The sequence below is a fragment of the Amycolatopsis azurea DSM 43854 genome (assembly GCF_001995215.1).
Classification (GTDB): domain Bacteria; phylum Actinomycetota; class Actinomycetes; order Mycobacteriales; family Pseudonocardiaceae; genus Amycolatopsis; species Amycolatopsis azurea.
Window position 1 is genome coordinate 48,570 of record NZ_MUXN01000001.1, and the last position, 12,598, is coordinate 61,167.

At 70.8% G+C, this 12,598-nt stretch carries 12 protein-coding genes; 8 read left to right on the plus strand and 4 right to left on the minus strand.

All coding sequences use genetic code 11. From position 1 onward, the window contains the following. Positions 1-106: 106 nt before the first annotated feature. The 4 genes from B0293_RS00265 to B0293_RS00280 all read right to left on the minus strand — a co-directional run bounded on the left by B0293_RS00265 (position 107) and on the right by B0293_RS00280 (position 6,508). Positions 107-1,915 carry a serine hydrolase gene (locus B0293_RS00265; RefSeq protein WP_407640092.1) on the minus strand — a complete coding sequence of 603 codons (1,809 nt, stop codon included), beginning with the start codon at positions 1,913-1,915 and terminating at the stop codon, positions 107-109. A 139-nt stretch (positions 1,916-2,054) separates the two neighbouring features. After that, positions 2,055-3,323, minus strand: a complete 1,269-nt coding sequence (locus B0293_RS00270; protein ID WP_005166878.1) for an exo-beta-N-acetylmuramidase NamZ family protein — start codon at positions 3,321-3,323, stop codon at positions 2,055-2,057. Next, entirely contained in the window at positions 3,320-5,134 is a 1,815-nt protein-coding gene (locus tag B0293_RS00275) for a glycoside hydrolase family 3 protein (RefSeq protein ID WP_039919724.1), read from the minus strand. Before B0293_RS00275 ends, B0293_RS00270 begins: the two co-directional genes overlap by 4 nt. A 576-nt stretch (positions 5,135-5,710) precedes the next feature. Beyond that, entirely contained in the window at positions 5,711-6,508 is a 798-nt protein-coding gene (locus B0293_RS00280; RefSeq protein ID WP_005168538.1) for an HAD family hydrolase, read from the minus strand. 596 nt (positions 6,509-7,104) lie between these two features. Between B0293_RS00280 and ssd the strand changes: the two genes are divergently transcribed. From ssd to B0293_RS00320, 8 genes are all read left to right on the plus strand, one after another. Further along, positions 7,105-8,178 (plus strand): septum site-determining protein Ssd, encoded by a 1,074-nt coding sequence (ssd, locus tag B0293_RS00285; RefSeq protein WP_039920143.1) that lies wholly within the window; start codon positions 7,105-7,107, stop codon positions 8,176-8,178. Then, entirely contained in the window at positions 8,175-9,317 is a 1,143-nt protein-coding gene (locus tag B0293_RS00290; protein WP_005168542.1) for a TadA family conjugal transfer-associated ATPase, read from the plus strand. Before ssd ends, B0293_RS00290 begins: the two co-directional genes overlap by 4 nt. After that, positions 9,314-10,054 carry a type II secretion system F family protein gene (locus B0293_RS00295; protein ID WP_005168543.1) on the plus strand — a complete coding sequence of 247 codons (741 nt, stop codon included), beginning with the start codon at positions 9,314-9,316 and terminating at the stop codon, positions 10,052-10,054. Before B0293_RS00290 ends, B0293_RS00295 begins: the two co-directional genes overlap by 4 nt. Next, positions 10,018-10,626 carry a type II secretion system F family protein gene (locus B0293_RS00300; RefSeq protein WP_005168545.1) on the plus strand — a complete coding sequence of 203 codons (609 nt, stop codon included), beginning with the start codon at positions 10,018-10,020 and terminating at the stop codon, positions 10,624-10,626. The genes B0293_RS00295 and B0293_RS00300 overlap by 37 nt, the downstream gene beginning before the upstream one ends. An 18-nt stretch (positions 10,627-10,644) precedes the next feature. Next, a complete protein-coding gene (locus B0293_RS00305) occupies positions 10,645-10,818 on the plus strand; it encodes a DUF4244 domain-containing protein (RefSeq protein WP_005168547.1) in 174 nt (57 codons plus the stop codon). Further along, positions 10,818-11,162 carry a TadE family type IV pilus minor pilin gene (locus tag B0293_RS00310; protein WP_039920146.1) on the plus strand — a complete coding sequence of 115 codons (345 nt, stop codon included), beginning with the start codon at positions 10,818-10,820 and terminating at the stop codon, positions 11,160-11,162. Before B0293_RS00305 ends, B0293_RS00310 begins: the two co-directional genes overlap by 1 nt. Continuing rightward, positions 11,159-11,515 (plus strand): Rv3654c family TadE-like protein, encoded by a 357-nt coding sequence (locus B0293_RS00315; RefSeq protein ID WP_005168551.1) that lies wholly within the window; start codon positions 11,159-11,161, stop codon positions 11,513-11,515. Before B0293_RS00310 ends, B0293_RS00315 begins: the two co-directional genes overlap by 4 nt. A gap of 414 nt (positions 11,516-11,929) precedes the next feature. After that, complete coding sequence (locus tag B0293_RS00320; protein WP_005168552.1) at positions 11,930-12,556, plus strand: bifunctional DNA primase/polymerase; 627 nt, start codon at positions 11,930-11,932, stop codon at positions 12,554-12,556. Positions 12,557-12,598 lie beyond the last annotated feature (42 nt).

The following is a 12,598-nucleotide window of genomic DNA, read 5'->3' on the forward strand; positions in this document are numbered from 1 at the left end:
GGCCGTTAACGAGGTCGAGCTAACGACTTGGCAACTTAGTGTCGCGACGCAAGGGGCTGTGTCCCGGTCAGCGGGGCAGTACGGTCAGCGCAATGCAGCGGCCCGGTTACCTAGTGCTCAACTTCCATCCGGTAGCGACGAAAGGAGGGGGATTATGCTCACTGTCCAGCAGTATGCGGCCCCGTTCAGTGACTTTCACACTGTCCAAAGAAATTCCGCGTCCCGTGTAACGAGCGTCGGTCGTGTAACGCCAGCGCAGGGTGATTTGTGAGCTTTGTGACACCTCGGCGGCGGCCCTCCACCAAGCCCGATGGCCGTGCCCGCCGAGGCCGGATAGGTCCCCGGCGGGGGCGCCAGGCCCGCTGGCACGCACAGTAATCGTTTTCCAGGTGGCGCCGCCGTCGGTACTTGTTTCCAGGAAGAGCGAATCCGACGGTCCCTCGGTGTCGACGAAGGTGTCGAAGGAGACCTTCAGCGGGCCTCCGCGAGTCTGTAACGGCGGCGACGTGAGCGTGGCCGTGGAGACGTCCCCTGCGCCGCTGAACCACGCGTCGCGCCCATGGGCCGGGCGGACGGCCATCGCCTTCGCGAGCGAACTCGCCCACGTCTCCCTGGCGAGGTTGATCGAGCCCCAGTTCCGCGTCGGATGCACGCGGTTGGTGAGCAGGATCGCGAACGACCGCGACAGCGGGTCGATCACCAGCGAGGTCCCGGTGAACCCGGTGTGGCCGGCGGTCGAGGGCGCCGACAGCGCGCCCATGTACCAGGGCTGGTCGAGCTCGAAACCGAGTCCGTGGGCGTTGTCGGGGAACTTGTGGTTGTAGTTCGTCAGCATCGCCCGCACGGTCTCCGGGCGCAGGATCCGGTGACCGCGGTACGCGCCGCCGTTGAGGATCGTCTGCGCCAGCACGGCCATGTCCGAGGCCGTGGAGAACACGCCCGCGTGCCCGGCGACGCCGCCCAGCGACCAGGCGTTCTCGTCGTGGACTTCCCCGCGTACGAGACCTCGCGGCGGCTTCACGGCGTACTCGGTCGCCGCGACCCTGGCGAGTTTCGACGCCGGCGGGTTGTACCCGGTGTCGGCCAGGCCGAGCGGACCGGCGACGCGGTCCTGGACGACCTTGTCCAGCGGCGCCCCGGCCAGTTTCTCGACCAGGAAGCCGAGCGTCAGCAGGTTGATGTCGGAGTAGAGGTACGTGCTGCCCGGCGGGTTCTTCAGCGGACTGTCGAGAACGGCCTTCCGGCGCGACGGGATGTCCGGGTAGCCCTCCCACAGGGACGGGAGCGGCGTCGCGGCGAAACCCGAGACGTGGGTGAGCAGTTGCTGAACGGTGACGGCCTCCTTGCCGTTCACCCCGAACTCCGGCAGATACCGCACCACCGGCGCCGAGATGTCCAGCTCGCCCTTCTCGGCCAGCTGCATCACCGCGATGGAGGTGAACAGCTTCGAGATCGAGGCCATGTCGAAGATGGTGTCCGCGCGCATCGGCACCTGCTGCTCCGGCGGCAGTTCGGTGCCGTTCGCGTCGGCGTAACGGACGGCACCGCCGACGGCCTGGCGCTCGACGACCACGCCGTCGTGCGCGAGCAGGCCGACCGCGCCGGAGAAGTGCGGATGCCCGGTGGCGTCCGGCTTCGTCCAGCTCTCGACGAACCGTTCGGCCGCCTTGATCGGCTCCGGGTCGAGACCGACGTCGGCGGGCGCGCCGTCACGCAGGACGGTGGACGCGGGCGCGAAGCCTCCGCGCGGCTTGTCGAACCGGCCCGCCGCGCGGTCTTCCTGCTGTCCGGTACCCGGAATCGCCTGTGCTCCCGCCGTCGACAGCGTGGTCGCCGCGACCAGCACGGAGACGGCCGCGATCACGATCTTCCTAGCACGGTGCCGACGCGGCTTTGCGCGCGACCGCGATCGCATCGCCAGGGCGTACGTTGGCATCGGCGGTGCGGTACCCGGTGCGGACGCCCTGCCGCTGCGATAGCGGGGCCTGCCGGCCAACACGCGCTCTTGGGTCTCGTCGGGCGCGGCGTCTTGCGTTCCCATCGCTCCGCTCCCCTCAGTGATAGATGAGATGGCGACGGCGTTTCCGGTCGAATTCGGCCAGTTCGGCCTGCCAGGACCCGACTATCTCGTCCGCCCCGGCGCCTTTGTCGATCATCGTGCGCAGCCTGTCGGAGCCCGAGAGTTTGTCGAGGAAATTGTCGGGCCGCCACTTGAACTTGTCCGGATGCACCTGTTTCGCGGTGACGAACATGGTGACCGCGGTGCGGATGGCGTCGAACGCCCGCGCGTCCGTGATCGTCACCTGCACACCGCCGCAGGGCTCGTTGACGAACTTGCCGAACGTCGGCACGAAGTACGTCTCGCGGAACTTCACGCCGGGAAGCCCGAGTTCGCCGAGCTTCTCGCGCCAGCGCCAATCGAGGCCCGGCGCGCCGATGATCTCGAACGGCCTCGTGGTGCCGCGGCCTTCGGAGAACACGGTGCCCTCGAACATCCCGGTGCCGGGATAGACGAGCGCGGTGTCCGGCGTCGGCATGTTCGGGCTCGGCGGGACCCAGGTCAGCCCGGTGCGGGCGAAGAGCTGATCACGCCGCCAGTCGCGCACCTCGACGATTTCGAGCTTGCCCGGCGTGACGCCCTCGGCGGGAAGGAACTCCGCCGCGAAGAACCGCGCGAGCTCGCCGACGGTCATGCCGTGCTGCTGCGCGATCGGCTTCCGGCCGACACCCGAGGCGTACGCCGGGTCCAGCATCGGCCCGGCGGCCTTGCCGCCCAGCGGGTTCGGCCGGTCCAGCACGACGACCGCCGCGCCGGCCTTCGCCGCCGCGACCATCGCCGTGTAGAGCGACCAGATATAGGTGTAGAACCGCGCGCCGACGTCGGCGATGTCGAAGACGATGGTGTCGACGCCCGCCTTCGTGAACATCCCGGCGAGCTTCGTCGCGTCGACGCCGTACGCGTCGTACACCGGCACGCCGGTGCGCGGGTCGGTGTAGTCGCCCTCGGAGCCGCCCGCCTGCGCGCTGCCGCGGAAGCCGTGTTCCGGCCCGAACGCGGCGAGCGGCCGGACCCCGGCGGCGACCATCGAGTCGACGATGTGGTCGCCGCTCGCCAGGACCCCGGTCGGATTCGACAGCACGCCGAGCTTGCGCCCGGCCAGCGCCGCCCAGCCGCGGGCGGCGAGCACGTCCGCTCCGGTGCGGGTGAGCGGGGGACCTTTGCTCTCGCTTTCCGGCTGGGCCCCCGCGACCGAGGACCCGGCCGTCAGCGCGGGGACCGCGAGCGCGCCGGTGGCGAGGAAGTGGCGGCGGTTGAGGTTCACCAGGTCAGCCCGTGGCCGAACGGGTACTTCACGGTGCCCACGTCCTTGCCGGCGGGGACGTCCACCGGCAGCTTGCCCTGCGGCTTCACCTTGCCGAGGATCACCTTCGCCAGCGCCTCGAGCGACGGCGTGATGTAGCCGTACGTCGCGAGCCAGGTCTTGACCGGGTTCTCGTAACCGGCGTCGTAGGGGATCTGGGCGGCGACCGCGACCACGGGCTTCCCGGTGTCGGTCAGCGCCTGCAACAGCTTGCCCTGCAACGGATACGTGCCGACGTTGTTGGTCAGCACCACGACCAGGTCGACGTACTTCGCCGCCGCGACGGCCTGCGCGATCTGCGCGTCGGTCGGCGTCTGGCCGGTCTGGAGCGCGGTCGCCTGCGTTCCGTGCGCGGTGAGTTTCGAGGCCAGCGCGGTCGTCGTGCTGACGCCCCAGCCGGTCACGAGGGTCTTCGCGGGCTGCTGCGCGAGCGGCAGGACGCCGCCGTCGTTGCGGATCGCGGTGACCGACCGGTCGGCGATGCCCTGCGCGGTCGCGAGGTTGGCCGGGACGCCGACCTTCGACATCACCTTGGCCGGGTCGACGAACGGCGAGGTCAGGATGCCCCGGTTCAGCTTGAGCTTGAGCACCCGCAGGACGCTCTCGTCGATCCGCTTCTCGGTCAGCTCACCCTTGCGGACCGCGTCGAGCACCGAGTTGATCGCCAGGTCGAGGTTCACCGGCATGAGCAGCTGGTCGATACCGGCCTTGAGCGCCAGCACCGGGATCTCCGCGTCGGTGTGCAGTTCGCGCACGGCGTCCATGGAGAGCGAGTCGGTGACGACGACACCGCGATAGCCCAGCTCGCCGCGCAGTTTGCCGGTGAGGATCGGCTTCGACAGCGTCGCGGGCTCGCCCGACGGGTCGAGGCTGGGGAACTGGATGTGCGCGCTCATGATCGAGTCGATGCCCGCGCTGATGGCGGCCTTGAACGGCGGGACGTCGGTCTCGCGCCAGCTGGCCTCGCTCCGGTCGATCCGCGGCAGTTCGAGGTGACTGTCCGTGGCCGCGTCGCCGTGGCCGGGGAAGTGCTTCGCGGCGGCGGAAACCGTTTCCGTCCGTCGCCCGGAGTCCTGGAAGCCCTTGACCTGGGCCCCGACGAACTGACTCGCCAGATCCGGGCGGCCGGAGAAGGAACGGACGCCGATCACCGGGTTCGCCGGGTTCGAGTTCACGTCCGCGTCGGGGGCGAAGTCCTGGTTGATGCCGACCGCGCGCAGTTCGTGCCCGAGGATCCGGGCGGCCTCCTGCGCGGCCTTGGTGTCCCGGCCCGCCGAGATCGCCATCGCGTTCGGCAGCTCGGTGGCGGGGGCACCCATGCGGGTGACCGTGCCGCCCTCCTGGTCGGTCGCGATCTGCAACGGGATGCGGGCGCCGCTGCGGATCGCGGCCCGCTGGAGCCCGTTCGACAGCTTGGCGACCTGGACCGGGTCGTCGAAGTTGTCGCGGCTGTCGTTGTTGAAGTAGATGACGCCGCCCAGGTGGTACTTCTCGATCACCTGCGCCGGGGTGTCCACTCCGAAGTCGGCCTTGTTCTTGGCGTTGACCTCGTCGGCGGACTTCCCGTTCACCCACGTGACGAACAGCTGGCCGACCTTCTGCTCCAGGGTGAGACCGCGCAGCGTCCGCTGGGCCTCCACGTCCGCGGTCACCGGCTGAGCGGTGGCCGGGACACCGGCTGCGACTCCAGCGGCAAGGGTGAGCAGACCCGCGAGGGGCACGGCGAGCGCATGGATCCTCCGATGACGGGCGTGCGCGATTCGGGTCGTCACCTCAAGCCTCCCAGATTCGTGCCTGACTCACAGGTGGAAAGAAGTCCACCTGGAAGCACTGATATCCGGAAGCTACCCACGAGCACTTTGCTTGTCCATCGGCCACCCGCACGAACGGTCCGTTCATACACAAAGGGACGCGAAGGGGCCTGTCACGCTTGAAAACAGGGACAAAACACTGGCGGCGCCCGTCGGCAAGAAGCCGGCGGGCGCCGCCAGTCAGTGCGGACCACTCGGGCGACCAAGCGTGCAACTCTGGTCGTACCTTCATGGACTCGGCGTCCGGCGTCCCGGTACGCAGTCCCTAGACGACGAGCCTCCCGCGGCGCGCTGCGCGTGGGTACCCGGTGTCCGCACACGGAGATTCGCCGGGGTGGAACAGGCTTCTCTTCTACCTGTTCCCTGGCCGACCGAACGTCCGCACCTACTTTCTACGCCGTGAGCCGGGTCACTTCAAGTGCGCAGACGGGTGCACCGGTACAGAGGCTCGATCTAGTGACACGGGTACGCTGGGCGACGGACAATTCGCCGTCCTGGCTGCGGAAACCGGCTCCGTACCGCCGTCCGGGTACGCGTTCAGCGGGTGCGTTTGCGCCGGTTGAAGCCGTACCAGGTGGCCCCCGCGGCGACGGCGCCGAGCGCGACCAGGCCCGCCGACCGGGCCGGGATCCGGGTCCGCAGTGACATCGGGTGCTCGAAGGTCAGGATCTCCCAGCCCTGTTCGGTCGCGTGCTTGCGCAGGACGCGGTCGGGGTTGACCGCGTGCGGCCGTCCGACGACCTCGAGGAGCGGGATGTCGGTGCTCGAATCGGTGTACGCGTGGCACTGGGTGAGGTCGTAGCCGTACGTGGCCGCGAGTTCCTTCGCGGCGATGGCCTTGTTCTCGCCGTAGCAATAGAAATCGACTTCGCCCGAGTATCGGCCGTCCACGATCTGCATCCGCGTGGCCACGCTGCGCGTCGCGCCGAGCATCTCGGCGACCGGGGCGACGACCTCCTCGCCGGTCGCCGACAGCACCACGACGTCGTGACCGTCCGCCCGGTGCGCGGAGATCAGTTCCGCGGCCTCCGCGTAGACGAGCGGGTCGACGACGTCGTGCAGCGTCTCGCGGACGATCGCGGACACCTGCGCGACGTCCCATCCGGCGCACAGCGCGGAAACCTCGGCGCGCATCCGCTCGGTTTTCGCCGCGTCCGCGCCCGCGAGGGAGAACACGAGCTGGGCGTACGCGCTGCGAAGCGCGGCCCGGCGGTTGATCAGGCCTTCGCGCAGAAGAGGTTTGCTGAAGGCCAGCGCGCTCGAGGACGCGATGATCGTCTTGTCGAGATCGAAGAACGCCGCGACCGGGCTCGGTGTCGTGCTGGGTTGGGCCACCCGCCAAGGATAGGAGAGGCCGGACGGCGGCGCGCCCGTTGGTCGACCACGATCGGGATACGGCGGTGGAAAATTCACGACCGCGTGCCCGCTCCGGCGCGTCGTGCCGTTATCGAATTGTGGGTACGGTCCTCGCCCGCAACGGGCAGGTATCGGAGTTACAGTGAGATTGTCCGGTGTCGAACCGGACCCAGGTTCAGTCCGACCCCCCGGGGCTGAACCCTCAGGCGGCCCTCGTCCCTCCCCCCTGGCGAGGGCCGCCCTTTATTTTCCCGCACTGCCAATGGTTCGGACCTCGTGGTGGGCGGAAAACTCGGTGGGACAAGGCCGAATCGGCCGATGTTCGTAAACTTTCTTTTCTCTCAACGCTTTTCGGGCACCGATCGGCCGGAAGGCCGGGCGCGGGCGTCCGGCCGGGAAAGCCGGGAAGTATGCCGGAAAGGTCTGACGGAAACCACGGGAAACCGGTTTCTCGGGGACGGGTTGTCCACAACACCCCGGTTGTCCACAGGCGGGGCGGGATGGCGTTGTGCGCGGACGGATACGGCGCGACCGTGGAGACACAGCCCGAGACCGACCGAATCCCCGGGGGAGTCATGACCGAACAACATCCGCTCGTCGTCGCCGGAGACGACATCCTGCTCGACGAGATCCTGCGTGTGGCGGCGGCCGCGGGCTGCGAGGTGGAACGCGCACCCGATCTGGACGCCGCCCGCGGGAGATGGGCCAGGGCGCCCCTCGTGGTGCTCGACGAAGAAGCCGCGAGCGCGCCGAACCGCCTGCTGCGGCGGAACAAGGTCCTGCTCGTCTGCAAGGGCGCGCCGACACCGGCGACCTGGGAGCGCGCGTTCAACACCGGCTCGGAGAAGGTCCTTTCGCTGCCGGACGAGGAAGGCGACCTCATCGGTGAGTTCGCCGACGTCGTCGACGGGCCCGCGCGTGACGACGGCGTCGTCATCGGGGTCATCGGCGGCCGGGGCGGGGCCGGCGCCTCCGTGCTGGCGGCCGCCGTCGCGTACCGGGCGGAGAAGTCAGGTGGCGGCGGGCTGCTCGTCGACTGCGATCCGCTCGGCGGCGGGGTCGACGTCCTCCTCGCCGCGGAACGCGATCGCGGGCCGCGCTGGCCGGAACTCGACCTCGGCGGCAGGGTGACCATGACGGCGTTGAGCGAAGCCCTGCCACGGAAGAGATACACGACCGGATCACTGTCCTTTGTGTCCTACGGACGGGAAGGACCCGGCCCCGGACCGGACGCGATCGAAGGCGTGCTGTGCGCCGGTCGCCGGGCGGGCCGGACGGTCGTGTGCGATCTGCCGAGGTATTTCGGCATGGAAACGTCCACCGTGATCGGGCTGGCCGATCTGATCGTGGTCGTCGTCCCCGCGGAACTCCGCGCCTGCGCGGCGGCGAAACAGGTCCTCGCCAGGCTCGAGCCCCACGCGGCCCGGATCGGCGTCGCGGTCCGCAGGCCGTCGCCGTCGGGGCTGGGCCCGCGAGAGATCGCCGACGCCGTCGGCGCGCCGCTCATCACGTCGATGGGCCGCGAACGGTTCTTGCCGGCGGCTCTCGACCGCGGTGAGTTCACGCCGCGGCGTCGCGGGCATCTCGCCACGGCCGCCGCCGAAGTCCTCGCCGCCGCGCGCGGAAATCTCACCGGCGCCTCGCGATGACCGAGGAACTGGTCGAGCGGGTCCGGCGGCGGCTGGCCGCGTCGGGCGCCCCGACGGATCCGGTGAGCGTGGCGCGGGCGGTCCGCGCCGAAGCCGGTGGCGCGCTCGGTCAGGAGGCGGTCCTCGGAGCGGTCCGGCAGGCCCGTGACGAGTTCGTCGGCGCCGGTCCGCTCGCGCCGCTCCTCGGGAAACCCGGTGTCACCGACGTTCTCGTCACCGCCCCGGACGAGGTCTGGGTCGACACCGGGGAAGGTCCTGAGAAGACAGGCGTTCGCTTCGCCGACGAGGAATCCGTCCGTAGGCTGGCCCAGCGGCTCGCCCTCGCCGGAGGGCGGCGGCTGGACGACGCGCAACCGTTCGCCGACTGCTGGCTGCCGGGTGTGGGGCCGCAGGGCCGGGTCCGGCTGCACGCGGCGCTCCCGCCGCTCGCGCCCGCCGGGACCGCCCTCTCGCTCCGGGTCCTCCGGCCCGCCACCCACGATCTCGCCGAACTCCGGCTGCGCGGGGTTTTCGGCACCAGCGGCGCGGACCTGCTCGATTCGATCATCCGGAACCGGCTCGCGTTCCTGGTGTCCGGTGGCACCGGGACCGGCAAGACGACGCTGCTGTCCGCGCTGCTCGGCGCGGTACCGCCGCGCGAACGCATCGTCTGTGTCGAAGACGCCGGCGAACTGAAACCGGACCATCCGCAGTTCGTCAGCCTGGTCACCCGTCCGGCCAACGTCGAAGGGGCGGGTGAGATCGGGCTCGGCGAACTGGTGCGGCAGGCGCTGCGCATGCGTCCGGACCGCATCGTCGTCGGCGAGGCGCGTGGCGGTGAGGTCATCGCCTTGCTCAACGCCATGAACACCGGGCACGACGGCGGAGCCTGCACCCTGCACGCCAATTCGGCGGCGGAGGTCCCGGCGCGGATGGAGGCGCTGGCCGCGCTCGGCGGGCTCAAACGGGACGCGCTGCACAGCCAGCTGGCGGCGGCGGTGCGGGTGGTCCTGCACATGCGCCGCCTGCCGAGCGGGATCCGGCGGCTGGACGAGGTCGGCGTCCTCCGGTCGTTCCGGGGCGAGGCCAAGGTCGTCCCGGTCTGGAGCAAGGGCGACTGGATCGGCGACGAGACACCCTTCGAGGAGATGGCGGCATGAACCCCTGGTCGCTCCTCTTCTCCGGCGCGGGGCTGGCCTGCTGGCCGAGGACGGCGGTGCGCCTGCCGCTCACCTGGCGGCTGCCGAAGGCCGCTCGCGCGTACTGGTGGCCGCTGCTCGCATTGCTCGTCTTGCCGTTCCTCGGGATCGGCTGGGCCGTGGCGACGCTGGTGCTCACCTCGACCGTCCGTCAGGAGCACCGGTGGCGGGCACGGGCGAAGGCGGCGCTGGCCGAAGCCGAACTCACCGCGTCCGTACTGCGGGCGATGATCAGCGAACTCCGGGCGGGCGCCCATCCGGTGGCGGCGGCCGAGGCCGTGGCGGAAGCGGTTCCCGCCGCGTCCGGGCGGCTGCGCGGGCTCATCGCGGCCGCCCGGCTCGGTGGCGGGACGGCCGATCCGGACGCGCCACCGGCGCTGGTGAACGCGTGGGAGCTCGCGGGCCGGTTCGGGCTCCCGATGGCCGGCGTGCTCGATGCCGCGCGGCGGGACGCCGAGGCCGAGGCCGGCTTCCGGCGTCGTCTCAAGGCGAAGATGGCCGGACCCCGGGCGAGCGCCGCGGTTCTCGCCGTCCTCCCGCTGGTGTGCCTGCCGCTCGGCGAGGTGATGGGGGCGAGCCCGCTCGGTGTCCTCACCGGGACCGGTGCCGGCCAGTCGCTGCTCGTCGTGGGAAGCGGCCTGATCTGGGCGGGAACGGCCTGGTGCCGGGCACTCACCGGACGGACGGCGTCGTGCTGACCGGAGTGGCGTTGATCCTGCTGGGCGGTGCCGTCTTCTGCCGGCCACGTGGCGGCCTAGGAGCCGTCGCGCGGCCTGGGCGTCTCCTCACCCGGCTTCGAGGGCGGGCGGCACAAGACACAGGCGGCTCCGAACTTCTCCGGTCGGCGGCCACCCTCGATCTTCTGGCCGCTTGCCTGGCGGGCGGGCTGCCGGTCCCCGTCGCACTGGAAGCGGTCGTCCCGACGGCGTCACCGAAGACCGCGGTGGCCCTGCGGTCCGTCTCGTCGCACCTCGCCTTGGGCGTCGGACCGGCCGAGGCCTGGGCGCCGGTTCGTGACCGGCCAGGCCTGACCGAACTGTCCGTCGCCGCCGTCCGTACGGCGAGAGCGGGCACCGCACTCGCGGAGCACGCGAAAGACCTCGCGCGACGGCTGCGCGAATCGCTCTCCGCCGAAGCCGAGGAACGCGCTGAACGGGCCGGAGTGCTGCTGGCGGCGCCGATCGGCCTGTGCTTCCTCCCCGCGTTCCTCTGCCTCGGTGTCCTGCCCGTCGTGCTCGGCCTCGTCGGCCGTCTCGACGGCATCCTCTGAAACGAAAGGCGTCCTCCCATGCGCAAGCTCCCCACCTTCCGCGAAGACGACGGAATGACGACCGTCGAGTACGCCATCGGCACCCTGGCCGCCGCCGCGCTGGCCGCTGTCCTCTATCTGATCGTCACCAGTGACGCCGTCGTCGCCGGGCTCACCGCGCTCGTCGAGCGGGCCCTGTCGGTGAAGTTCTGATGCCGCGCGACGACCGTGGATCCGTCACGGTGGAGGCCGCGCTCGGCATCGGTGCGCTGACCTTCGTCTCGGCCCTGTTGCTCGCCGGGATCGGCGTCGCCGCCGATCAGCTCCGCTGCACCGACGCGGCCCGCGAGGCGGCCCGGCTCCTGGCCCGGGGCCAGCCCGCCCGCGCCGAACAGGCGGTGCGGGAGATCGCGCCGCCCGGCGCGCGGCTGGACGTCGTCCGCGAAGGCGACGCCATCACCGCGGGCGTCGAGGCCGACCCGGTGGCCGGGCTGCTGCCGGGCATCCGGCTGCGCTCTCACGCTTTCGCGATCGCAGAGCCGGGTGGCGGGCCGTGAACGCCGACGATCGCGGCGTCGCGACCGCGTGGACCGCTTCGATCGTGGCCGTCCTGATCTGCGCCGCGGCGTCCGTCTTCTGGATCGGCGCCGCCGTCACGACCCGGCACCGCACCGAGGCCGCCGCCGATCTGGCGGCGCTCGCCGCCGCTTCGCACGCGACGAGCGGGCCCGGCGCGGCCTGCGACCGGGCGCGGCAGGTCGCCGTCCGCATGTCGGTCACCCTGCTGACCTGCCGGTGGGAGCGGGGCGATGCCCTGGTCGAGGTGCGGTCCGAGCCGTCGGGCCACTGGGCGTCCGCCGGGCGGGCGGAGGCACGGGCCAGGGCGGGCCCGGTCGACCGGCCACCGTGACGGGCGTCGCACGGTGAACGGTCGACCGGCGGTGACCGGCCGGTAGTACGCGTGAGTAACCGTCAGGCGCGAGCAGCGGTCGTTGACGCGCGGCGAGCGGTCGCGGTCATGATCAGCGCTCCGCCGAACGGTCGTGTGCCGTTGGCCGTGAGCACGGTCACAAGGGCAAGGATGCCCAGCTCGGCTGCGACGAACGGCTCCGAAGTGGTCGGGCACGCCCGTTAATCGGACGTCCGGCATTCAGTCCGTCCTGTCGGACTACCGCGCGTTCATCGCTAAGTAACGGCCGGTTGTCGCGTGAGGTCTTCTCCCGATGTGCAACTTGCCGTTTATTGAGATGTGCGCCACCTCGAGAAGGTCGCCGGGTGGCAGCGGCAAGACACAGGACAGAGTTGACCTGAGGCAGGGACAGTAATGTTGGACGCGAATTGGCCGGACAGCTGGCGGGGCGCCTTCCGCATCGAGATGCGGGCGGAGGCGATCGGCCTCGCGTGGCGTGGCTGGCCGGTGCTCCCCGGTGCGGAGCCCGCCGCGATCACCGCGGAAGGTGACGACCTCACCTGGCGGCGTCCCGTCCCCGCCCAGGACAACTGGCGTGAGCTGACCGAGGCCCACCCGCACGACGTGGCCACCTGGTTCGGCGACGACACGCACAGCCTGCTCGTGGCCACCGGCACCGTGCTGGACGCCATCGAGGTCGACGACGAACTCGGCAAGGCCGCCGCCCGTCTGCTGCGCGCCTCCGGCCACCCGGCCCCGATCGTCGCGATGCCGAACGGCCGCTGGCTGTTCCTCACCACCGCCGCCGCGAGTATCCCCCGCGAGCTGGCCGAGCAGGCCTCGATCCAGTGGCACGGCGCGAACGACTACATCCCGCTGCCCCCGTCGCCGTTCCAGCACGGTGTCGTGCACTGGCGGGTCAAGCCCGAGGTCTGGGGCTGGCAGCTGCCCGAGGCCGCCGAGGTGCACGACGTGCTCGTCCGTGCGCTGGCCGGTGACCAGGCCGCCGCCCCCGTGGCGCGCCTGACCACCGCCGCCTGATCGACCCACCAGCTCAACCCACAATTTCAGAACCCCGATAAA

Coding starts and splice junctions, on each gene's coding strand:
- B0293_RS00265 (WP_407640092.1), bottom strand. CDS start 1,915: ATGCGATCGCGGTCGCGCGCAAAGCCGCGTCGGCACCGTGCTAGGAAG.
- ssd (WP_039920143.1), top strand. CDS start 7,105: ATGACCGAACAACATCCGCTCGTCGTCGCCGGAGACGACATCCTGCTC.
- B0293_RS00290 (WP_005168542.1), top strand. CDS start 8,175: ATGACCGAGGAACTGGTCGAGCGGGTCCGGCGGCGGCTGGCCGCGTCG.
- B0293_RS00295 (WP_005168543.1), top strand. CDS start 9,314: ATGAACCCCTGGTCGCTCCTCTTCTCCGGCGCGGGGCTGGCCTGCTGG.
- B0293_RS00305 (WP_005168547.1), top strand. CDS start 10,645: ATGCGCAAGCTCCCCACCTTCCGCGAAGACGACGGAATGACGACCGTC.
- B0293_RS00310 (WP_039920146.1), top strand. CDS start 10,818: ATGCCGCGCGACGACCGTGGATCCGTCACGGTGGAGGCCGCGCTCGGC.
- B0293_RS00320 (WP_005168552.1), top strand. CDS start 11,930: ATGTTGGACGCGAATTGGCCGGACAGCTGGCGGGGCGCCTTCCGCATC.